Source organism: Streptomyces sp. NPDC059875 (assembly GCF_042731085.1).
In the GTDB taxonomy this organism is placed as follows: domain Bacteria; phylum Actinomycetota; class Actinomycetes; order Streptomycetales; family Streptomycetaceae; genus Streptomyces.
Window position 1 is genome coordinate 85,824 of the sequence record NZ_JBHWJZ010000015.1, and the last position, 20,775, is coordinate 106,598.

The window sequence follows — 20,775 nt, forward strand, 5'->3', positions numbered from 1 at the left end:
CCTCTTCCCAGCCCCCCACACTTTTCTTCTTTGTGGGGTTTTTCTTGCGGTGGTCAATCATGCATCAGGGGGGGGCGGGCCCCCCCCCCCCCCCCCCACCAGTCTACGTGTTCTTGCCGGCCGGTTCCTTCGTGCGCTTCTCGACCGGGCCTCGCCGCACCGAACCGGGTGCGTTCCAGTCCTGGCGCTTCCTCGCCCGCTTCTTCGCGGCCTCGGAGGACTGCAACTGGTACGGGACGGACGTCACCATCACGCCGGGGGTGAAGAGCAGACGGCCCTTGAGCCGCAGGGCGCTCTGGTTGTGCAGCAGGTGTTCGTACCAGTGGCCGACGACGTACTCCGGGATGTAGACGGAGACGGCGTCGCGCGGGCTCTCGCGGCGGATGTTCTTCACGTACTCGATCACCGGCCGGGTGATCTCGCGGTACGGCGAGTCGAGGATCTTGAGCGGTACGTTGATCCCGCGCCGCTCCCACTCGTCCTTGAGCGCCTTGGTCTCGGCCGGGTCGACGTTGACGCTCAGCGCCTCCAGCTCGTTCGCGTGCAGCAGCTTGGCGTAGGCGAGCGCCCGCAGCGTCGGCTTGTGCAGCTTGGAGACGAGGACGACGGAGCGGACGCGGGAGGGGCGCACGTACTCGTCGGGGCGCTCCTCGGCGGCGGCGATCTCCTCGGCGACCGAGTCGTAGTGGCGGCGGATCGCCGACATCGTCCCGTAGAAGATCACCATGCCGAGCAGAGCGACCCAGGCGCCGTGCGTGAACTTGGTGGCGAGGACGACGACGAGGACCAGGCCGGTGAAGAAGGCGCCGAAGGTGTTGATCGCGCGGGAGCGGATCATGTGGCGGCGCTTGGCCGGGTCCTTCTCGGTCTTCAGGTGCCGGTTCCAGTGCCGGACCATGCCGGTCTGGCTGAGGGTGAAGGAGACGAAGACGCCGACGATGTACAGCTGGATCAGCTTCGTCGAGTCGGCCCCGTAGACCCACACCAGCAGCATGGCGGCGCCGGCGAGGAGCACGATGCCGTTGGAGAAGGTGAGCCGGTCGCCGCGGGTGTGCAGCTGGCGCGGCAGGTACCGGTCCTGGGCGAGGATCGAGCCGAGGAGCGGGAAGCCGTTGTACGCCGTGTTGGCGGCCAGGAAGAGGACGAGCGCGGTGGCGGCGGCGAGGAGTACGAAGAAGAAGGTTCCGTCGCCGAACACGGCGGCCGCGACCTGGGAGATGACCGGGTCCTGGACATAGCTCTCGCCGACCGGTTGGCCGTTGCTCAGCAGGTCGTGGGCGGGGTTCTCGGCCATCCGTACGTCGGTGGCCATGGCCAGGCCGATGATGCCGCAGAACATGGTGACGGCCAGGCCGCCCATGAGGAGGAGCGTGGTGGCCGCGTTCTTCGACTTCGGCTTGCGGAAGGCGGGGACGCCGTTGGAGATCGCCTCGACGCCGGTGAGAGCGGCACAGCCGGAGGAGAAGGCCCGCAGCAGCAGGAAGACCAGCGCGAAGCCGGCCAGCCCCTCGTGCTCGGGCTTGATCTCGAAGTCGGCGGTGGGCGCCTGCATGGTCTCGTCGAGGACGATCCCCTTGTACGCGCCCCAGGCGATCATGATGAAGACGCCGGCGACGAAGACGTACGTCGGGATGGCGAAGAGGCTGCCCGACTCCTTCACCCCGCGCAGGTTCATCAGCGTCAGCAGCAGGATGACGGCGACCGCGCAGAGGACCTTGTTCTCGACGACGAACGGGATGGCCGAGCCGAGGTTCTCGATTCCGGAGGAGATCGATACGGCGACGGTCAGGACGTAGTCGACGAGCAGGGCGCTGGCGACGGTCAGTCCGGCCTTCGGGCCGAGGTTGGTGTTGGCGACCTCGTAGTCGCCGCCGCCGCTCGGGTAGGCGTGGACGTTCTGCCGGTACGAGGCGACGACCGTGAACATCAGGACGACGACGGCCAGCGCGATCCACGGGCTGAAGTGGTAGGCCGACAGACCCGCGATCGACAGGACGAGCAGCACCTCGCCGGGTGCGTACGCCACCGAGGACAGCGGGTCGGAGGCGAAGACGGGGAGAGCGATGCGCTTCGGGAGAAGGGTCTCCCCGAGCTTGTCGCTCCGCAGAGCCCGTCCGATCAGGATCCGTTTGGGCAGGTCGGTCAGTTTGGACACGGAGAGGATCGTAAGCGTTCGAAAAGAGCCATGCTCACCGCGACCCCCAATCCGCACGGAATCTCCCTGGCAGGCACCTCGGATGCGGTCCCGTTCGGCGTTGCCGCATAAGCTCGGATCGGGCAGCACGGCAGGGCGCTGCCCGCCACGGCCCGGGCCAGTCGGGTGAGGAAAGTTGTGAGCAGGGTGTATTCGCAGGTCAGTAAGACGATCAGGAGTGCGGGGTAAGGGGACGTGCACATCGTCATCATGGGCTGCGGGCGAGTGGGAGCCGCTCTCGCGCAGACCCTGGAGCAGCAGGGGCACACCGTCGCCGTCGTGGACCAGGACCCGACGGCTTTCCGCCGTCTCGGCTCCGGCTTCGGCGGCCGTCGTGTCACCGGCGTCGGCTTCGATCAGGACACGCTCCGCGAGGCGGGGATCGAGGAAGCCGGTGCCTTCGCCGCGGTGAGCAGCGGCGACAACTCGAACATCATCGCGGCGCGGGTCGCGCGCGAGATGTTCGGCATCGAAAACGTGGCCGCGCGGATCTACGACCCGCGGCGCGCCGAGGTCTACCAGCGTCTCGGCATCCCGACGGTCGCCACGGTCCGCTGGACCGCCGACCAGATGCTGCGCCGGCTTCTGCCGTCGGGCGCGGAGCCGCTGTGGACCGACCCGAGCGGCGGGGTGCAGCTCGCGGAGGTGCACACCTCCGCGGCGTGGATCGGCCACAAGATCAGCAGGCTGCAGGACGAGACGGGTGTGCGCGTGGCGTTCCTCACCCGGCTGGGCGAGGCGATCATCCCCTCCTCGCAGACCGTGTTGCAGGAGGGCGACCTCGTGCACGTGATGATGCGTACGGACGAGATCGCGAAGGTCGAGGCGGACTTCGCCGAGGGGCCTGAGGAGGGCGGTCACTGATGCGTGTCGCTATTGCGGGCGCGGGTGCGGTGGGCCGTTCCATCGCGGGCGAGCTCCTGGAGAACGGTCACGAGGTCCTGCTGATCGACAAGGCGCCCACCGCCATCTCGGTGGAGCGGGTGCCGCAGGCGGAGTGGCTGCTCGCCGACGCCTGCGAGATCACGTCGCTGGACGAGGCGGCGCTGCAGCGCTGCAACGTGGTGATCGCGGCCACCGGTGACGACAAGGTGAACCTGGTCGTCTCGCTGCTCGCGAAGACCGAGTACGGCGTGCCGCGTGTCGTCGCCCGGGTGAACAACCCGAAGAACGAGTGGCTCTTCAACGAGTCCTGGGGCGTGGACGTCGCCGTGTCGACGCCGCGACTGATGTCGGCCCTGGTGGAGGAGGCGGTGAGCGTCGGCGACCTGGTCCGGCTGCTGCGCTTCAGTCACGGTGACGCGAACCTGGTGGAGCTGACGCTCCCGCCGGAGTCGGCGATCGCGGGGACGGCGGTGGGCGACGTGGCCTGGCCGCAGGACACCTCCCTGGTGACGATCATCCGCGGCTCTCGGGTGCTGACCCCGAGCCCGGAGGAGACCCTGGAGGCGGGCGACGAGCTCCTCTTCGTGGCCGCTCAGGCGCGCGAGGAGCAGCTGGAGGACCTCCTGTCGGTCCGCCGCGACGACGCGTCCTCGACGAGCTGACGCACGACACGGTACGGACGCACGACGCGCGGTTCGGACGTACGACGCGGTACGGACGCACGACGCGGATGCGGCAGTACGCGGAAGGGCCCGGGACCTGGACAGGTCCCGGGCCCTTCCCCGTGTACGCGCGTTACGCCTCCGGCGGCCTCGCCGCGGCCGCCTTGCGGGCCTTCTCGGCCTCTTCCTCCGCCTCCATCTCGGCGAAGACGTCGATCGGCGGCGGGGCCTTCGCGAGGAAGACCCACGTCAGGTACACCGCGAGCAGGAACGGCGGGATCTTCAGCGCGACCAGGACCCAGCCGAACTTGGTGGTGTCCGCCCACCAGTACATCGGGAAGAGGATCGCGCACTTGCCGAGCAGGATCAGGCCCCACGCCCAGCTGGCCTTCGCGTACGCCTTCTTGCGGCCGGGGTTGCGGGTCCGCCAGGAGAGGTTCTCCTTGAAGACCGGGCCCAGGATCAGGCCGATCAGCGGGACGCCCGCGAGCGTGGTGATGATGTACGCGAGGGCGAGGCCCAGCGTGTACAGCATGCCCGGCAGGTAGAAGTCCTTGGCGTTGCCGGTCATCATCGCGAAGACCACGCCGAACGCCACGCCGAAGACGCCGCTGAAGGCGTGCTTGACGGTGTCCCGGCGGATCAGCCGGACGGCGACGAGGATCAGGGAGACCGCGAGCGCCGCGATCGCCGAGATGTGCAGGTCCTTGTTGATCGTGAAGATCGTGACGAAGAGAAGGCCGGGCAGGACCGTCTCGACCATGCCCCGCAGGCCGCCGAAGGCCTCGAACAGCGCGGCCTCGGTGACCTCCTTCGAGGCCTGGGGATCCTGACGCCCCTGGCCGTCCTGGCCGTTCTGGGCGTCCTGATCCGTCGTCGGCTTGTCGAGCGACGTCACCGGCTACTCCTGTCCGAGCGGTCGGAGCTCGTATTTGGGGTTGAAGAGGACCCGCCGGCCATGGCTCATCGAGATCCGGCCGGAGGCGATCAGCTTGCGGCCCGGCTCGATGCCCACGATGGACCGCCGGCCCAGCCACACCACGTCCAGCGGGGCCGTGCCGTCGAACAGCTCGGCCTCGAGGGCCGGCACGCCGGCCCGGGGGCGCAGGGTGACCGTGCGCAAGGTACCAGTCACCTTGACTATCTGGCGGTCGGAGCAGTCGGAGATTCGGGTGCAGCCCGACGCCTCGGCGTCCTCCTGGAGCTCTTCGGACTCCAGCTCCTCCTGCGAGGTGGACAGCCGGTCGAGCATCCGGCGGAAGCGCCCGGCCGGCTTCTCTGTACGCGGTGCAGCACTCATACAGAAAGCGTACCGGCCCCCGCGAACGGCGAACCGCCCCGTATCAGTGCTCGAAGCGGTAGCCCATGCCCGGCTCGGTGACGAAGTGCCGCGGGTGCGAGGGGTCGGCCTCCAGCTTGCGCCGCAGCTGCGCCATGTAGACCCGCAGATAGTTGGTCTCGGTGCCGTACGACGGTCCCCAGACCTCCTGGAGGAGCTGCTTCTGGCTGACCAGGCGCCCGCTGTTGCGGACGAGCACTTCGAGCAGGTGCCACTCGGTGGGGGTGAGGCGGACGTCCCGCCCGTCCCGGTGGACCTTCTTCGCGGCCAGGTCGACCGTGAAGCCCTCGGTCTCGACGACCACGACGCCGTCCTCGCCGCCGCCGACCGGCTCGGCCCGGCGGACCGCGGCGCGCAGCCGGGCCAGGAGCTCGTCCATGCCGAACGGCTTGGTGACGTAGTCGTCCGCGCCCGCGTCGAGCGCCTCGACCTTCTCGTCGGAGGTCTGCCGCGCCGAGAGCACCAGGATCGGCACCCGCGTCCAGCCGCGCAGGCCCTTGATGACCTCGACGCCGTCGAGGTCGGGCAGTCCGAGGTCGAGGACGACCACGTCGGGATGGCGCTCGGCGGCCATCCTGAGGGCGGTGGCGCCGTCGGGGGCCGCGTCCACCTCGTACTTCCGCGCCTTGAGGTTGATCACCAGCGCGCGGACGATCTGCGGCTCGTCGTCGACGACGAGAACCCGGGTCATCGAGGGCTTCCTTCTCTCTGTCTGTCTTCTGGGGCTCTGACTACTCGCGGTGGGATCGCGGGGTCGAAAGGTGGCATGAGTGGCGGGTCACGACGTGGCACGGGTGGCGGGGTCACGAGGTGGCGCGGTCACGAGGTGACGTGGGGCGGCGCGGTCACGGGACGGCGTGGGCGGGCAGGTCGGCGGCCGACGGTGGGCGCTGCCCCGTCACGGCCTTGAGGGTGAGGGTCATCGTGAGTCCACCGCCGGGGGTGTCCTCGGCGGTGATGGTGCCTCCCATCGCCTCGACGAAGCCGCGGGCGACCGCGAGCCCGAGACCGACGCCGGAGCCGCGCGGGGCGTCCCCGAAGCGCTGGAAGGGTTCGAAGATGCCGTCCTTGCTCTCGTCGGGAACGCCCGGCCCGCGGTCCACGACCCGCAGTTCGACCCGCTCGCCCAGGGCGCTGGCGGAGACGGCCACCGGCACGCCCTGCGGGCTGTACTTCACGGCGTTCTCGACGATGTTGGCGACGGCCCGCTCCAGGAGCCCCTTGTCGACCTCGACCATCGGGAGGGTCTCGGGGATGTCCAGTTCGGCGCTGCCGTCGGGCACCCCGCCGAGCGCCATCGGGACGACCTCGTCGAGGTCGATCGGGCGGATCAGCGGGGTGACGGTGCCGGTCTGGAGCCGCGACATGTCGAGGAGGTTCCCCACCAGGTGGTCGAGCCGGTCGGCGCCCTCCTCGATGCCGGCGAGGAGTTCGGCGCGGTCCTGCTCGGACCACTCGATGTCGTCGGAGCGCAGGGAGGACACGGCCGCCTTGATGCCGGCGAGCGGGGTACGCAGGTCATGGCTGACCGCCGCGAGCAGCGACGTACGGATCTTGTTGCCCTCGGCCTGCTTGCGGGCCTCCTCGGCCTCGCCGACGAGCCGCTGCCGGTCCAGGACGACCGCGGCCTGGGCGGCGAAGGCGCCGAGCACGCGCCGGTCCTCGGCGGGCAGCACCCGGCCGGTCAGGGCGAGCGCCAGGTGCTCGCCGACGGGCATGTCCACGTCCGCGTCCTCGGGCCGGGCGACGGGGCGCGACCCCACGCTCGCCGCGCAGGTCCACGGCTCGACGTCGCTCACCCGCTCCAGCAGGGCGACGGACTCCATGGCGAAGGTCTCGCGGACCCGTTCGAGCAGGGACTCCAGGCTGGACTCTCCGCGCAGCACGCTGCCCGCGAGGAAGGACAGGGTCTCGGCCTCGGCCCGCAGCCGGGCGGCCTGGTGGGTGCGGCGGGCCGCGAGGTCGACGACGGAGGCCACGGACATGGCGACGCCGAAGAAGACGGCGATCGCGACGATGTTCTTCGGGTCGGCGATGGTCACCTTGTGCAGCGGCGGGGTGAAGAACCAGTTCAGCAGGAAGGAGCCGAAGGCGGCGGAGGCGAGCGCCGGCAGGAGTCCGCCGAGCAGCGCCGAGGCCACGGTCAGCGCCAGGAACAGGAGCATGTCGTTGGCGAGGCCGAGGTCCGCGTCGACATGGGTGAGCAGCAGCGTGAGCAGGGCGGGGCCGCCGATGCCGACGAGCCAGCCCCAGATGATCCGGGAGCGGCCGAGCCGGGCACTGCGGGCGACGGGCAGTCCGCGGCCCTTGGCGACCTCTTCGTGCGTGACGATGTGGACGTCGAGGTCGGGGCCGGACTCCCGGGCGACGGTCTGACCGACGCCGGGGCCGAACATGTACTGCCAGGTCTTGCGGCGGCTGGAGCCGAGGACGATCTGGGTCGCGTTGACGCCCCGGGCGAACTCGAGCAGGCCGGAGGGGATGTCGTCGCCTATGACGTGGTGGAACGTTCCGCCGAGGTCCTCGACCAGGGTCCGCTGGACGGCGAGCTCCTTGGGCGAGGCGGCCGTGAGGCCGTCGCTGCGGGCGATGTAGACGGCGAGCACCTCGCCGCCCGCGCCCTTCTCGGCGAGCCGGGCCGCGCGCCGGATGAGGGTGCGCCCCTCGGGACCTCCGGTGAGCCCGACGACGATCCGCTCGCGGGCCTGCCAGGTGGAGCGGATGTTGTGTTCGCCCCGGTACTGCTGGAGGTATTCGTCGACCCGGTCGGCGGTCCACAGCAGCGCGAGTTCGCGCAGCGCGGTGAGGTTGCCGGGACGGAAGTAGTTGGCGAGGGACGCGTCGATCCGGTCCGGTTTGTAGATGTTGCCGTGGGCCATGCGGCGGCGCAGGGCCTGTGGCGACATGTCGACCAGCTCGATCTGGTCGGCGCGGCGCACCACCTCGTCGGGGACGGTCTCCTTCTGCCGTACGCCGGTGATCGACTCCACGACGTCGCCCAGCGATTCGAGGTGCTGGATGTTGACCGTCGATATGACGTCTATGCCGGCGGCGAGGAGTTCCTCGATGTCCTGCCAGCGCTGGCCGTTGCGGGAGCCGGGGACGTTGGTGTGGGCGAGTTCGTCGACGAGCGCGACGGCCGGCTTCCGGGCGAGCACCGCGTCGACGTCCATCTCGGTGAAGGTGGCGTCGCGGTACGGGAGCGTGCGGCGCGGCACCTGCTCCAGGCCGTGCAGCATGACCTCCGTACGCGGCCGGTCGTGGTGCTCGACGAAGGCGACGACGCAGTCCGTGCCACGCTCGACGCGCCGATGTCCCTCGGAGAGCATCGCGTACGTCTTGCCGACGCCCGGTGCCGCGCCGAGGTAGATCCGTAGCTTGCCGCGTCCCATGGCATGACCTTACGTCCAGCGAAACGGACATTCTGCACGAGAGGCAAGGCCCGGGGGCTGTATTGACGTGATTCTGATGGCTGCCCGCTGCCGCGGGGGCCCGGCCGCGTCGTGGCGCGCCGGACCGGCCTCAATGCTCGATGATCTCGCCGTCGCTCAGTTCGAGCACCCGGTCCGCGAGCCCCAGGAGCTGGGTGTCGTGGGTGGCCACCAGCGCCGTGACGCCCTCGCTGCGGACCACCGCGCGCAGGAGCTCCATCACCGCGAGCCCGGTCTCGGCGTCGAGCTGACCCGTCGGCTCGTCGGCGATCAGCAGGGCCGGCCTGTTGGCCAGGGCCCGGGCGATGGCGACGCGCTGCTGCTGGCCGCCGGAGAGCTCGCCGGGCCGCTGGGCCGCGTGGTCGGCGAGGCCGACCAGCGCGAGGAGGAGGGCGACCCGCTCCTCACGCTCCTTCGGGTCCGCCTTGCGCAGCCGCAAGGGCACCCCCACGTTCTCGGCCGCCGTCAGGATCGGGATGAGTCCGAAGGACTGGAAGATGAAGCCGATCCGGTCCCGGCGCAGCTCCAGGAGCCCGTTCTCGCCGAGCTCGGCGAGGTCGGTCCCGCCGATGGTGATCCGACCGTCGTCGGGGCTGTCCAGGCCGCCCACGAGGTTGAGCAGCGTGGTCTTGCCGGAGCCCGAGCGGCCCTTGAGCGCGACGAGCTCGCCGCGCGGGATGTCGAAGGTGACCCCGCGCAGGGCGTGGACGGCCGCCGCGCCCGTCCCGTACGAGCGGTGCAGGTTCTCGACCCGGACCATGGGTCCGCCGTGCGGGTCCTCGACCACCGCCGCGCCGGACCGTGCGCTGCTCTCACTCATCCTGGGCTCCCCCTCGTCGAACGTGTGCGCCCGTCAGTATGTGCTGCCGAGGAGCCGCCGGGCCAGGGTCCGGGAAACGCCGGTGGGCCGTATTCCGGACGGGATGTTCGGAATACGGCCCACCGGCCCTGTACGACTACGGATTCAGCGGACCTCGGTGATCTCCGGTCCGCGCTGGAGCTGGCCCATGCCTCCGGAGAAGCGCGAGCCCTCCTGCTCGTCCTGCTGGACACCCTCGGGCACCATCTGCGCGTCGTTGGGGAGCTTGAGGACGATCGGGTCGCGCGGGGCCATCGGGCCCTCGCCGCGGACCACGACGGTGTCCCGGACGATCTGCTCCAGCAGACCGGCCGCCTCCGGCTGCACCGCGCCCTGGCCGGAGATCACTCCGCGCAGGAACCAACGGGGGCCGTCGACACCCACGAAACGCACCAGCTGCACGCCACCGGTGCCGTCGGGCAGCTGCACCGGGACCTGGGCCCGCAGCTCCCAGCCCAGCGGGCCCTCGACCTCGTCGATGACACCGCCCTGCTGGGTGATGCCGGAGGCGATCTCCTCGCGGACCTCGCCCCAGATGCCTTCCTTCTTCGGTGCGGCGAAAGCCTGCAGCTGCACGGCGCTGTCGCGCAGGACGACGGTCGCCGCGACGATCGCGTCGCCCGCGACCTCGACCCGCAGCTCCATGCCCTCGACTCCGGGCACGAAGATGCCGCCGAGGTCCACGCGCCCGTCCTCGGGCTTGGAGACCTCGGAGATGTCCCACGGCCCGTCGGGCCGGGGCGCCGGCGGAAGGTTCACCCGACGCGGCGCGTCGGCCGCGCCGTCGGTGCCGACCTCGTCGACGACCTGCTCGGCCTCGCCCGCTGCGTCCTCAGCGGCACCGCTCTTCTTGCGACGTCCGAACACGTCACTGTCCTTCCCGGTCGGATACGACCGAAGCGTATCGATTCCCACCCGTTGAGCCGTCCACGGCGGCATGACCGCCGGTGGACCCGAAGCCCCCCTCGGCCCGCGCCGAGCCGGGAAGCTCCGCCACCTCGTGGAAGCGCACCTTCTCGACCTGCTGGACGACCAGTTGGGCAATCCGGTCGAACCGTTCGAACCGCACGCTCTCGCGCGGGTCGAGATTGACCACGATCACCTTGATCTCTCCACGGTACCCGGCATCCACCGTCCCCGGGGCATTCACGAGGGCGACTCCGCACCTGGCCGCGAGCCCGGAGCGCGGGTGGACGAAGGCGGCGTAGCCGTCGGGCAGGGCGATGGAGACGCCAGTGGGCAGCACGGCCCGCTCGCCGGGGGCCAGGACGGCCGCCTCGGTGGTCACGAGATCGGCTCCGGCGTCGCCGGGGTGGCCGTAGGTCGGGATCGGTACGTCCGGGTCCAGGCGCCGGATCAGGACGTCGACAGGGTTGCGCATCAGGGGTTCACCTCGAAGGCGCGGGCGCGCCGGACCTGGTCGGGGTCGGACATGGCGGCCTGGATCTCCTCCGGGCGGCCGTTGTCGATGAAGTGGTCGACCTTGACCTCTATGAAGAGGGCGTCGGCGCGGACCGCGACGGGGCCGTCGGGCCCGCCGATCCGGCCGGTGGCGGTCGAGTAGATCTTGCGCCCGTGCACCGCGGTGACCTCGGCCTCCAGGTGCAGGACGGTGCCGACCGGAACGGGCCGCGCGAAGTCGGTCTCCAGACGTCCGGTGACGGCGATGACCCGCAGCAGCCAGTTCAGGGAGCCGAGGGTCTCGTCGAGCGCCGTGGCGAGCACGCCGCCGTGGGCGAGACCGGGCGCGCCCTGGTGGTCGGGGGTCACGGTGAACTCGGCGGTGACGCGCACGCCGTCGCCGGCCCGGGCCTCCAGATGGAGACCGTGGGGCTGCCCGCCGCCGCACCCGAAGCAGTACTCGTAGTGCGCGCCGAGCAGCTCGCCGGGGGCGGGCGCGTCCGGGTGGCGTACCGGCGGTATGGCGTCGGCCGGCGGGGTGAGGGCGGCAGATGTTGCAGTCACAGCCGCAGACCTTACCCGCGAGGCCAGGCGCAGGTCGCGCCGTGCCAAGCTTGGACGTATGCAGCCTTCCGTATCGCCCTCCGCGCCGCGCTTCGACGAACGTCTGACCGCTCCCCGCTCCTGGTGGGTGATCACGGCTCTGCTGGGCCTGTCCGGCGGTCTGGTCATGTTCCCGCTGGGCACGGTCCCGACGCTGGGCGGGCTGATCGCGGCGGCGGCGCTGGCGGCGGTCGTCGTCTCCTCGTACGGCTCGGCGCGCATCCGGGTGGTGGCCGGTTCGCTGGTGGCGGGCGACGCTCGGATCCCGGTCTCGGCGCTGGGGACACCGGAGGTGCTGGACGCGGAGGAGGCGCGCGCCTGGCGCACGTTCAAGGCCGATCCGCGTGCCTTCATGCTCCTGCGCAGCTACGTCCCGCGCGCGGTCCGGGTCGAGGTGACCGACCCGGCGGACCCGACGCCGTACGTCTACCTGTCCACCCGTGACCCGGAAGGCCTGGCCGCGGCCCTGGAGGCCGCGCGCGCCGAGAGCCCGGTCGCCGACGCCGACGCGCGGACGGACGAGGTCGCGGAGGCCTAGAAGCCGATCTGCTTGGGGTTCTCGGGCTGCTCCAGCGGGGGCAGCCCCTCCAAGGCTTCCCAGGGGACCTGGCGCTTCCGCAGGTCCTTGCGGACGTGCTCGGCGACCTTCCTGGTGTCGCGGCGGTTCATCAGCGCCCCGACGGCGGCGCCGACCATGAACGGCATCAGGCTGGGCATGTTGCGCACCATGCGCTTCATGATCTGCTGACGCAGCTCTCGCTTGAGCTGCCCGCCGAGCGCCGCGTTGACGGTGGTCGGCTTGCCGGGGTCGATGCCCCGCTCCTCCGTCCAGGAGGTCAGATAGGCGGTCGAGCGCTGGGTGAGTGTGCCGGGCGGCCGCAGGCCGTACACCTCGTGGAGCTCGGCGATGAGCTTGAGCTCGATCGCGGCGACCCCGGTGATCTCGGCCGCGAGCTCGGCCGGCATCGCAGGGGGTACGGGCAGCATCGCGGCGGCGCCGATGCCGGCGCCGACGGTCGAGCTGGCGTTGGCGGCGCCCGCGACGAGCTTGTCGGCGATCTGCTCGGGCCCGAGGCCCGGGAAGTGCTTGCGCAGGGTCGCGAGGTCCCGGACGGGAACGCGCGGGGCGATCTCGATGATCCGGTCGGCGAGGTAGCCGATCCCCGCCTTGGCGCTCTCGCCGCCACGCTTCACGCCGCGTTTGACGGCGTCGATCCGCGCGCGGTCGAGTTTCATACGGTCCAGCTGTGCGCGCGCCGGATCACCGACGCGCTTGACGGCATCGAGACGGCGCCCGCCACGCGGGGCCTTCCCGTCCGCCGGTTCCGGTGTCCCGGCCGTTTCGGTCACGACTGCTTCGAGCGAGGCCGAGGGGCCCCGCTCGTCGTCACGTGCGCCGAGGGAGGGCAGGAGGGCGGTCTGCTCGGCTTCTGGGGCCTCCTGGGCACCCTCCACCGGGTCCGAGCCGCCCTGATACGCCTCCGGCCTCCCGGGAAGCCGGAAGCGTCGCTTCCGAGACGGTGTGTCGCCTGCCACGGCCGAGCGATCTCAGTCGCAGTCGCGGCAGATCGGCTGACCGTTCTTCTCCCGAGCCAGCTGGCTCCGGTGGTGCACGAGGAAGCAGCTCATGCAGGTGAACTCGTCGGCCTGCTTCGGCAGGACCCGTACGGCGAGCTCCTCGTTCGAGAGGTCCGCGCCGGGCAGCTCCAGGCCTTCGGCGGCCTCGAACTCGTCGACGTCGACCGTCGAGGTCGACTTGTCGTTCCGGCGAGCCTTCAGTTCCTCAAGGCTGTCCGAATCGACGTCGTCGTCGGTCTTGCGTGGGGTGTCGTAATCCGTTGCCATGTCGCTCTCCCCCTCTGGGTGGTTGCGGTGTCTCCAGCGCACGTAACGCGTGAGAGGCCGGACTTGTGCCCGACCCGAGGCGGAGATTTTGCCTCACATCAAGGTCTGTTACTCAATCGACACCCAACCGGCCCTCTCACGAGTGATCGGCTTTGGGTGGCGAACGGGACCGTACACGGTCCACCTGCCGTCCTTCACGGGCGCCACCCCGTGTACTTCCCGTCATCCAGGCCCCCGGAAACCCGGACTTTTCCGGGTTTTCCGAGGGAATTCTCGATCACGGAGAGTAGAGAACCGGATGCTCGTCCCTGTGATCGATCACACATGAGCGTCTCAGAAACGGGACCCGGGAATTCCGCGCAAAGCGAACGGAACCGGCTGGTACCCGAAGTGTGTCAGATCGGGAGAGTGACACGCATCACGAGACCGCCGCCTTCGCGGGGCTCCGCGATGATACGGCCGCCGTGGGCGCGCGCGACGGAACGGGCGATCGACAGGCCGAGACCGACGCCCTTGTCGCTCCCCGTCCGCTCCTGACGCAGCCTTCTGAATGGCTCGAAAAGGTTGTCGATCTCGTACGCGGGAACGACGGGACCGGTGTTCGAGACGACCAGGACGGCCTGACCGTGCTGGGTCTCGGTGGTGACCTCCACCCAGCCTCCCTCGGCCACGTTGTACCGCACGGCGTTCTGGACCAGGTTCAGGGCGATCCGTTCGAGCAGGACGCCGTTGCCCTGGACGACGGCGAGGGCCCGCTCGCCGCGGATCTCCACGCCCTTGGCCGCGGCCTCCGCGTGCACCTGGTCGATGGCGCGCGAAGCGACCTCGGCGAGGTCCACGGGCTTGCGCTCGACGATCTGGTTGTCGCTGCGGGCGAGCAGCAGCAGCCCCTCCACCAGCTGCTCGCTGCGCTCGTTGGTGGCGAGCAGGGTCTTGCCGAGCTGCTGGAGCTCCACGGGCGCCCCGGGGTCCGAGAGGTGGACCTCCAGGAGGGTGCGGTTGATCGCCAGCGGGGTGCGCAGCTCGTGCGAGGCGTTCGCGACGAACCGCTGCTGGGCCGTGAAGGCCCGCTCCAGCCGCTCCAGCATCTCGTCGAAGGTGTCCGCGAGCTCCTTCAGCTCGTCGTCCGGACCGTCCAGCTCGATCCGCCGGGCAAGATCGGATCCGGCCACCTGGCGGGCGGTCCGGGTGATCCGGCCGAGCGGGGAGAGGACCCGGCCCGCCATCGCGTAGCCGAAGGCGAAGGCGATGATGCTCAGGCCGAGCAGGGCGAACAGGGAACGGCGCAGGAGGTCGTCGAGCGCCAGGTCCCGCTGGTGCTGGAGGCAGGCGGAGACGGCTTCGTTGAGCTGCTCTCCGGTGCCCTGGACGGGCAGCTGGCACCAGGAGGTGGTCGGCTGGACCTTGCCCTCGACGACCTTGAAGGGCAGCTCGGAGGCGCTGTCGCCCAGCGCCTGCGCGGTGAACAGATAGATGATCGACAGCAGCAGGATGCCGGCGATCAGGAACATTCCGCCGTACAGCAGCGTGAGCCGTATGCGGATGGTGGGACGGAGCAGGGGCCTGACCGGGTCCCTGGGGTCCCAGGTCGGCTTCGGGGGCGCCTGAGGGGGCGCGGGGGTCGCGGCCACCGGGTCAGATCCGGTAGCCGGAGCCGGGGACGGTGACGATGACGGGCGGCTCGCCGAGCTTGCGGCGCAGGGTCATCACCGTGACCCGTACGACGTTGGTGAACGGGTCCGTGTTCTCGTCCCAGGCCTTCTCCAGGAGCTGCTCGGCCGAGACGACCGCGCCCTCGCTGCGCATCAGGACCTCCAGGACGGCGAACTCCTTCGGTGCGAGCTGCACCTCCTTGCCGTCGCGGAAGACCTCGCGGCGGTTCGGGTCGAGCTTGATGCCGGCGCGCTCCAGGACGGGCGGCAGCGGCACGGTGGTGCGCCGGCCGAGGGCGCGCACGCGCGCGGTCAGCTCGGTGAAGGCGAAGGGCTTGGGGAGGTAGTCGTCCGCCCCCAGTTCCAGGCCCTCCACGCGGTCGCTGACGTCGCCGGAGGCCGTGAGCATGAGGACGCGGGTGGGCATCCCCAGCTCGACGATCTTGCGGCAGACGTCGTCGCCGTGGACCAGGGGGAGGTCGCGGTCGAGAACGACCACGTCGTAGTCGTTCACCCCGATGCGTTCCAGGGCGGCGGCGCCGTCGTACACGACGTCGACTGCCATGGCCTCCCGGCGCAGTCCGGTGGCCACCGCATCGGCGAGCAGCTGCTCGTCCTCGACGACGAGTACGCGCACGTCTGTCATTCCTTCCTGCGAGCCCCTGTCCTTCACACGGACCGGGCGGTTCCTGGGCACTGACTGTGCGTATCCATCCTGCCCCGTACGCGCGTAAACCGGCTGTAAGACGGTCTGCGGGCGGAGGCCGGCAAGGCGCGCGGGCGGAGAGGGGGCGCGTGGGCGCATGCATGGGGTCGGACAGGGGCGTGCGAAGAATTCACCGGATTCACGGGCCAGTTGAGGTTTCTGTGAGGAAAGTCCTGGGGAGGACGTACGCACACCCCGCGATCACGCCCTGTATGTGGCGCGCCACCAGCCGCTCTGTCCCCCAGAGGTTGCAGCGTGTGATCCACCCCACCCTCGGCACACCCCCGTGCCACCGACCCATGACGAGGGGGCGCACGATGGACGCTTTCACCGCAGGACTGCTGCAGCGCATAAGGACTGCGCAGACCGACCTCACACGGGCACGCGAGACGGGCGACGACTTCCTCGCGGAGGTCGAGCAGGCCGAGCTCGACGACCTGCACCGCCTGGCCGCCGAGCACGGTGTGGAGGTCGGCGCCGCCAGCGCCTGACCACCCCTGACATGGAGGGGCCCCGGTGTCGACGACACCGGGGCCCCTTCGCGTGGGCGCGCCTGCCTAGTCGTGCCAGGCCCCGAACTCCTCCAGAAGCTCCTGGAGCGGCTCGAAGACCCCTGGCGGGGCCGCGATGGCCAGCTCGCCCGACGGGCGCTCTCCGGGCCGTCCACCGGTCAGGGCGCCCGCCTCACGGGCGATCAGGTCGCCCGCGGCGAGGTCCCAGGGGTTGAGGCCGCGTTCGTAGTAGCCGTCGAGACGGCCCGCGGCGACGTCGCAGAGGTCGATGGCGGCCGATCCACCGCGCCGGATGTCGCGCAGGCGCGGGATCATGCGCTGCGCGACGTCGGCCTGGTGGGCGCGGCGGGTCTGCACGTAGCCGAAGCCGGTGGAGATCAGGGCCTGCTCCAGCGGGGGCGCGGGGCGGACGGCCAGCCGGCGCTCGCCCAGGTACGCGCCGCCGCCGAGCACGGCCTGGTACGTCTCGCCCCGCATGGGGGCGTCGACCACGCCGACGACGGTCTCGCCGTCGCGCTCGGCGGCGATGGAGACGGCCCAGGTGGGCAGCCCGTACAGGTAGTTCACCGTCCCGTCGAGCGGGTCGATCACCCAGCGGACTCCGCTGGTGCCGGGGCTGGCGGCGCCCTCCTCGCCGAGGAAGCCGTCCTCGGGCCGGTGCTCGGCGAGGAAGCCGGTGATCAGCTTCTCGGCGGCGATGTCCATCTCGGTGACGACGTCGATGGGGCTGGACTTCGTCTGCGCCACGGCCAGGTCGTCCGGCCGGCCGTCACGCAGCAGCTCGCCCGCCCGGCGTCCCGCCTCCAGGGCGAGGTCGAGCAGTTCGGCGAGCAGGGGGTCGGTCGGCACAGGGTTCACGGGCTCGGTCACAAGCTCTCCTTACGCGTACGGACTGTCGGCTCCGGCCGCCGCGGGCCGCTCCGCCCGCGCCGGGCAGCAGCCGATCGGGCAGAGGTCGTGGGAGGCCCCGAGGGCGCCCAGGGCGCAGCGCTCGACCCGGACGCCGCGCTCGCTCGCCGCGCGCTCCAGGACGAGGTCCCGTACGGCCCGCGCGAACCGGGGGTCGGCGCCGACGGTCGCGGAACGCCGGACGGGCAGCCCCAGTTCGGCGGCCTTGGCGGTGGCCTCGGTGTCGAGGTCGTACAGCACCTCCATGTGGTCCGAGACGAAACCGATCGGGACCATCACCGCGGCCGGAACGCCCGCGCCGTGCAGCTCCTCCAGGTGGTCGCAGATGTCCGGCTCCAGCCAGGGGATGTGCGGGGCGCCGCTGCGGGACTGGTAGACGAGCTTCCAGGGGTACTCGACGCCGGTCTTCCTGCGGACCTCGTCGACGATCACCCGGGCCACGTCGAGATGCTGCTTCACATACGCGCCGCCCTCTCCGTGCTCGCCGACCGGCCCGGAGGAGTCGGCCGCGGAGTCGGGGATCGAGTGGGTGGTGAAGGCGAGGTGCGCGCCGGTCCGGACGGACTCGCCGAGGTCGGCCAGCGAGGCCAGCACGCCCTCGACCATGGGCTCCACGAAGCCGGGGTGGTTGAAGTAGTGCCGGAGCTTGTCCACCCGGGGCAGCGGGAGCCCCTCCGCCTCCAGCTCCGAGAGGGCGTCGGCGAGGTTCTCGCGGTACTGCCGGCAGCCCGAGTACGAGGCGTAGGCGCTGGTGGTGAGGACGGCGATGTGACGCCTGCCGTCGGTGATCATCTCGCGCAGGGTGTCGGTGAGGTACGGCGCCCAGTTCCGGTTTCCCCAGTAGACCGGCAGGTCGAGCCCCGCCCCCGCGAAGTCCTCGCGCAGCGCGTCGAGCAGCGCGCGGTTCTGGTCGTTGATCGGGCTGACGCCACCGAAGAGGAAGTAGTGCTGCCCCACTTCCTTCAGCCGCTCCTTGGGAATGCCTCGGCCGCGGGTGACATTCTCGAGGAAGGGGACGACGTCGTCCGGGCCCTCGGGGCCGCCGAAGGAGAGCAGCAGAAGGGCGTCGTACGGGGCGGGATCGTGCTGATCGGACATGGCACCGATCCTCCCACCCGCCACTGACGGCCGATGGCGCGCCCCGACCGAAAATGCTGCTGCGGCATCCAGTTCAACACCGTAGGCTTTAGCTATTAATTACACGTGTTGAGCCGACACGTGTGGAGCCGAGCCCGGAGATCCTCTTGCCCAGTCCCTACCGCGCGATCTTCGCGGCGCCCGGCACCAGATCGTTCTCGGTCGCCGGTTTCATCGGCCGGATGCCGCTGTCCATGATGGGCATCGGCATCGTCACGATGATCTCCCAGGTCACCGGGCGGTACGGCCTCGCGGGCGCGCTCTCCGCGACCATGGCCATGTCCGCGGCCGTGCTGGGCCCGCAGGTCTCCCGGCTGGTCGACCGGCACGGCCAGCGCCGCGTGCTGCGCCCGGTCACCCTCGTCTCGCTGGTCGCGGCGGCGGGCCTGCTGCTCTGTGTCCAGCAGGGCGCCCCGGACTGGACCCTGTTCGTCTTCACCGCCGTGATCGGCTGTGTGCCGAGCCTCGGCGCCATGACCAGGGCGCGCTGGGCGGACATCTACCGCGGGGAGGCGCGCCGGCTGCACACCGCGTACTCCTGGGAGTCGATCGTCGACGAGGTGTGCTTCATCTTCGGCCCGATCATCTCCATCGGTCTGTCGACCATCTGGTTCCCCGAGGCCGGCCCGTTGTTCGCGGCCGTCTTCCTCGCCATCGGCGTCTTCTGGCTGACCTCGCTGCGCGCCACCGAGCCCGCGCCGCACCCGAGCGACGGGCAGTCCGGCGGCTCCGCGCTCCGCTCCCCCGGCCTGCAGGTCCTGGCCCTCGCCTTCGTCGCCACCGGCGCGATCTTCGGCTCGGTCGACGTGGTGACGGTGGCCTTCGCCGAGGAGCAGGGCAGCAAGGCCGCCGCAAGCCTGGTGCTCGCGGTCTACGCGCTGGGCTCCTGTCTGGCCGGCGCCGTGTTCGGCCTGCTCCACCTCAAGGGCGATCCGTCGCGCAGGTGGCTGCTGGGCGTCTGCGCGATGGCCGTGAGTATGATCCCCCTCCTACTGGCCGGGAACCTGCCGTTGCTGGCCGTGGCGCTCTTTGTCGCGGGCCTGTCCATCGCACCGACGATGGTGACCACCATGGCCCTCGTCGAAGCGCACGTACCTCGCACCAAGCTGACCGAGGGCATGACCTGGACAGGGACCGGGCTGGCCATCGGTGTGGCGCTCGGCTCCTCGGCCGCCGGCTGGGTCGTCGACGCGTCGGGCGCGGAAGCGGCGTACGTGGTGCCCGTCGTGTCGGGCGCGCTCGCGGTCCTGGTGGGTCTCCTGGGGTACCGCCGGCTGCGCAAGCCGGTGCCGACACGGGAGGGGCAGCGTGAGCGGGACCATGAGGACGAGCACCAAGGCGGCGAGCAGCCCGTGGCGTAACTGGGCGGGGACCGTCACCTCCCGTCCGGTACGGGAGGTGAGCCCGGCCTCCGCCGAGGAGCTCGCCGACGTCGTCAGGGAGGCGGCCTCGGACGGGCTGCGGGTGAAGACGGTCGGCACCGGCCACTCCTTCACCTCGATCGCCGCCACGGACGGCGTGATGATCCGGCCGGACCTGCTGACGGGGATCAGGCGCATCGACCGCGAGGCGATGACGGTCACGGTGGAGTCCGGCACTCCGCTCAAGCGGCTCAACGTGGCGCTGGCCCGGGAGGGCCTGTCGCTCACGAACATGGGCGACATCATGGAGCAGACGGTCGCGGGGGCCACCTCCACGGGCACCCACGGCACGGGCCGCGACTCGGCCTCGATCGCCGCCCAGATCCGGGAGTTGGAGCTGGTCACCGCGGACGGGTCCCTCCTGACCTGCTCCGAGAAGGAGAACCCCGAGGTCTTCGCGGCCGTCCGGATCGGGCTCGGCGCGCTCGGTGTGGTCACGGCGATCACCTTCGCCGTGGAGCCCGTCTTCCTGCTCACCGCGCGCGAGGAGCCGATGACCTTCGACAGGGTCACCTCGGAGTTCGACGCGCTGCACGCGGAGAACGAGCACTTCGAGTTCTACTGGTTCCCGCACACCGACAACTGCAACACCAAGCGCAACAACCGCAGCGCCGGCCCCGCCGCCCCGCCCGGACGGGTCAGCGGCTGGATCGAGGACGAGCTGCTCTCCAACGGGGTCTTCCAGCTCGCCTGTTCGCTGGGCCGCGCGGTGCCTCCGGTGATCCCGTCGATCGCCAAGATCTCCAGCCGCGCGCTGTCGGCCCGTACGTACACCGACATCCCGTACAAGGTCTTCACCTCCCCGCGCCGGGTTCGCTTCCTGGAGATGGAGTACGCCCTGCCGCGCGAGGCGGTCGTCGCGGCGCTGCGCGAGCTGAAGGCGATGGTCGAACGCTCCCCGCTGAAGGTGAGCTTCCCGGTGGAGGTCCGGACCGCCCCGGCCGACGACATCGCGCTCTCCACGGCCTCGGGCCGGGAGACCGCGTACATCGCCGTGCACCTCTACAAGGGCACGCCCCACCGCGCGTACTTCACCGCGGTGGAGCGCATCATGACGGCGCACGGCGGACGGCCGCACTGGGGCAAGGTGCACACCCGGGACGCCGCGTACTTCTCCGAGGTCTACCCGCGCTTCGCCGAGTTCACGGCGCTGCGTGACCGGCTGGACCCGGAGCGGCTGTTCGCCAACGACTATCTGCGGCGGGTGTTGGGCGACTGA

At 70.8% G+C, this 20,775-nt stretch carries 21 protein-coding genes; 6 read left to right on the forward strand and 15 right to left on the reverse strand.

Annotated features, from left to right (window positions below; translation table 11 throughout):
- Window positions 1-103: 103 nt before the first annotated feature.
- Complete coding sequence (locus ACFV9D_RS19930) at window positions 104-2,155, reverse strand: APC family permease (protein WP_385147514.1); 2,052 nt, start codon at window positions 2,153-2,155, stop codon at window positions 104-106.
- A 234-nt stretch (window positions 2,156-2,389) separates the two neighbouring features.
- On the opposite strand from ACFV9D_RS19930, the gene ACFV9D_RS19935 reads away from it, so the two are divergent.
- Window positions 2,390-3,058, forward strand: coding sequence for a potassium channel family protein (locus ACFV9D_RS19935; RefSeq protein ID WP_385147517.1), 669 nt, complete (start codon window positions 2,390-2,392; stop codon window positions 3,056-3,058).
- Window positions 3,058-3,741, forward strand: a complete 684-nt coding sequence (locus ACFV9D_RS19940; RefSeq protein ID WP_385147520.1) for a potassium channel family protein — start codon at window positions 3,058-3,060, stop codon at window positions 3,739-3,741. The genes ACFV9D_RS19935 and ACFV9D_RS19940 overlap by 1 nt, the downstream gene beginning before the upstream one ends.
- Window positions 3,742-3,874: 133 nt before the next feature.
- Here the strand turns inward: ACFV9D_RS19940 and ACFV9D_RS19945 are convergent, their stop codons facing one another.
- The 8 genes from ACFV9D_RS19945 to ACFV9D_RS19980 form a co-directional block, all read right to left on the reverse strand.
- Window positions 3,875-4,639, reverse strand: a complete 765-nt coding sequence (locus tag ACFV9D_RS19945) for a DUF3159 domain-containing protein (protein WP_385147522.1) — start codon at window positions 4,637-4,639, stop codon at window positions 3,875-3,877.
- Window positions 4,640-4,642: 3 nt separating this feature from the next.
- Window positions 4,643-5,041, reverse strand: a complete 399-nt coding sequence (locus tag ACFV9D_RS19950; RefSeq protein WP_361967355.1) for an OB-fold nucleic acid binding domain-containing protein — start codon at window positions 5,039-5,041, stop codon at window positions 4,643-4,645.
- A 43-nt stretch (window positions 5,042-5,084) separates the two neighbouring features.
- Window positions 5,085-5,771: a response regulator gene (locus ACFV9D_RS19955; protein ID WP_385147525.1), complete on the reverse strand. Its 687-nt coding sequence runs from the start codon at window positions 5,769-5,771 to the stop codon at window positions 5,085-5,087.
- A 154-nt stretch (window positions 5,772-5,925) separates the two neighbouring features.
- Window positions 5,926-8,472 (reverse strand): ATP-binding protein, encoded by a 2,547-nt coding sequence (locus ACFV9D_RS19960; protein WP_385147528.1) that lies wholly within the window; start codon window positions 8,470-8,472, stop codon window positions 5,926-5,928.
- A gap of 130 nt (window positions 8,473-8,602) precedes the next feature.
- A complete protein-coding gene (locus tag ACFV9D_RS19965; protein ID WP_385147531.1) occupies window positions 8,603-9,331 on the reverse strand; it encodes an ABC transporter ATP-binding protein in 729 nt (242 codons plus the stop codon).
- A 144-nt stretch (window positions 9,332-9,475) separates the two neighbouring features.
- Complete coding sequence (locus ACFV9D_RS19970; RefSeq protein WP_385147534.1) at window positions 9,476-10,237, reverse strand: DUF3710 domain-containing protein; 762 nt, start codon at window positions 10,235-10,237, stop codon at window positions 9,476-9,478.
- Between the two features lies 1 nt (window position 10,238).
- Window positions 10,239-10,751, reverse strand: coding sequence for a dUTP diphosphatase (gene dut, locus ACFV9D_RS19975; protein ID WP_385147537.1), 513 nt, complete (start codon window positions 10,749-10,751; stop codon window positions 10,239-10,241).
- Window positions 10,751-11,335, reverse strand: coding sequence for a PaaI family thioesterase (locus ACFV9D_RS19980; protein ID WP_385147540.1), 585 nt, complete (start codon window positions 11,333-11,335; stop codon window positions 10,751-10,753). The genes dut and ACFV9D_RS19980 overlap by 1 nt, the downstream gene beginning before the upstream one ends.
- Window positions 11,336-11,393: 58 nt before the next feature.
- Here ACFV9D_RS19980 and ACFV9D_RS19985 point away from each other — a divergent pair, with 58 nt between their 5' ends.
- Window positions 11,394-11,912, forward strand: a complete 519-nt coding sequence (locus ACFV9D_RS19985; RefSeq protein WP_385147543.1) for a DUF3093 domain-containing protein — start codon at window positions 11,394-11,396, stop codon at window positions 11,910-11,912.
- On the opposite strand, the gene ACFV9D_RS19990 is transcribed toward ACFV9D_RS19985, so the two are convergent.
- From ACFV9D_RS19990 to ACFV9D_RS20005, 4 genes are all read right to left on the reverse strand, one after another.
- Entirely contained in the window at window positions 11,909-12,910 is a 1,002-nt protein-coding gene (locus ACFV9D_RS19990; protein WP_385147546.1) for a hypothetical protein, read from the reverse strand. The two genes, ACFV9D_RS19985 and ACFV9D_RS19990, sit on opposite strands and share 4 nt — an antisense overlap.
- 12 nt (window positions 12,911-12,922) lie before the next feature.
- Complete coding sequence (locus ACFV9D_RS19995) at window positions 12,923-13,219, reverse strand: DUF4193 domain-containing protein (RefSeq protein WP_003955561.1); 297 nt, start codon at window positions 13,217-13,219, stop codon at window positions 12,923-12,925.
- A gap of 395 nt (window positions 13,220-13,614) precedes the next feature.
- Window positions 13,615-14,850, reverse strand: coding sequence for a sensor histidine kinase (locus ACFV9D_RS20000; protein WP_385147549.1), 1,236 nt, complete (start codon window positions 14,848-14,850; stop codon window positions 13,615-13,617).
- A gap of 4 nt (window positions 14,851-14,854) precedes the next feature.
- Window positions 14,855-15,508 (reverse strand): response regulator transcription factor, encoded by a 654-nt coding sequence (locus ACFV9D_RS20005; RefSeq protein WP_132914883.1) that lies wholly within the window; start codon window positions 15,506-15,508, stop codon window positions 14,855-14,857.
- 386 nt (window positions 15,509-15,894) lie between these two features.
- On the opposite strand from ACFV9D_RS20005, the gene ACFV9D_RS20010 reads away from it, so the two are divergent.
- Complete coding sequence (locus ACFV9D_RS20010) at window positions 15,895-16,068, forward strand: hypothetical protein (protein WP_315893340.1); 174 nt, start codon at window positions 15,895-15,897, stop codon at window positions 16,066-16,068.
- A gap of 66 nt (window positions 16,069-16,134) precedes the next feature.
- Here ACFV9D_RS20010 and ACFV9D_RS20015 read toward each other — a convergent pair whose 3' ends face one another.
- Both ACFV9D_RS20015 and ACFV9D_RS20020 read right to left on the reverse strand, forming a co-directional pair.
- A complete protein-coding gene (locus ACFV9D_RS20015) occupies window positions 16,135-16,959 on the reverse strand; it encodes an inositol monophosphatase family protein (protein ID WP_385147552.1) in 825 nt (274 codons plus the stop codon).
- Between the two features lie 9 nt (window positions 16,960-16,968).
- A complete protein-coding gene (locus tag ACFV9D_RS20020) occupies window positions 16,969-18,096 on the reverse strand; it encodes a ferrochelatase (protein ID WP_385147555.1) in 1,128 nt (375 codons plus the stop codon).
- 146 nt (window positions 18,097-18,242) lie between these two features.
- Here ACFV9D_RS20020 and ACFV9D_RS20025 point away from each other — a divergent pair, with 146 nt between their 5' ends.
- Together ACFV9D_RS20025 and ACFV9D_RS20030 are read left to right on the forward strand one after the other, a co-directional pair.
- On the forward strand, window positions 18,243-19,496 hold the full coding sequence (locus tag ACFV9D_RS20025) for an MFS transporter (protein WP_385147558.1): 1,254 nt from the start codon (window positions 18,243-18,245) through the stop codon (window positions 19,494-19,496).
- Window positions 19,456-20,775, forward strand: coding sequence for a D-arabinono-1,4-lactone oxidase (locus ACFV9D_RS20030; protein ID WP_385147561.1), 1,320 nt, complete (start codon window positions 19,456-19,458; stop codon window positions 20,773-20,775). Before ACFV9D_RS20025 ends, ACFV9D_RS20030 begins: the two co-directional genes overlap by 41 nt.

Excerpts from the sequence above, each read along its gene's own strand:
- dut (WP_385147537.1), bottom strand. The coding sequence starts at position 10,751 with ATGCGCAACCCTGTCGACGTCCTGATCCGGCGCCTGGACCCGGACGTA.
- ACFV9D_RS19960 (WP_385147528.1), bottom strand. The coding sequence starts at position 8,472 with ATGGGACGCGGCAAGCTACGGATCTACCTCGGCGCGGCACCGGGCGTC.
- ACFV9D_RS19995 (WP_003955561.1), bottom strand. The coding sequence starts at position 13,219 with ATGGCAACGGATTACGACACCCCACGCAAGACCGACGACGACGTCGAT.
- ACFV9D_RS20010 (WP_315893340.1), top strand. The coding sequence starts at position 15,895 with ATGGACGCTTTCACCGCAGGACTGCTGCAGCGCATAAGGACTGCGCAG.
- ACFV9D_RS20020 (WP_385147555.1), bottom strand. The coding sequence starts at position 18,096 with ATGTCCGATCAGCACGATCCCGCCCCGTACGACGCCCTTCTGCTGCTC.
- ACFV9D_RS19965 (WP_385147531.1), bottom strand. The coding sequence starts at position 9,331 with ATGAGTGAGAGCAGCGCACGGTCCGGCGCGGCGGTGGTCGAGGACCCG.
- ACFV9D_RS19985 (WP_385147543.1), top strand. The coding sequence starts at position 11,394 with ATGCAGCCTTCCGTATCGCCCTCCGCGCCGCGCTTCGACGAACGTCTG.
- ACFV9D_RS19955 (WP_385147525.1), bottom strand. The coding sequence starts at position 5,771 with ATGACCCGGGTTCTCGTCGTCGACGACGAGCCGCAGATCGTCCGCGCG.
- ACFV9D_RS20030 (WP_385147561.1), top strand. The coding sequence starts at position 19,456 with ATGAGGACGAGCACCAAGGCGGCGAGCAGCCCGTGGCGTAACTGGGCG.
- ACFV9D_RS19940 (WP_385147520.1), top strand. The coding sequence starts at position 3,058 with ATGCGTGTCGCTATTGCGGGCGCGGGTGCGGTGGGCCGTTCCATCGCG.
- ACFV9D_RS19950 (WP_361967355.1), bottom strand. The coding sequence starts at position 5,041 with ATGAGTGCTGCACCGCGTACAGAGAAGCCGGCCGGGCGCTTCCGCCGG.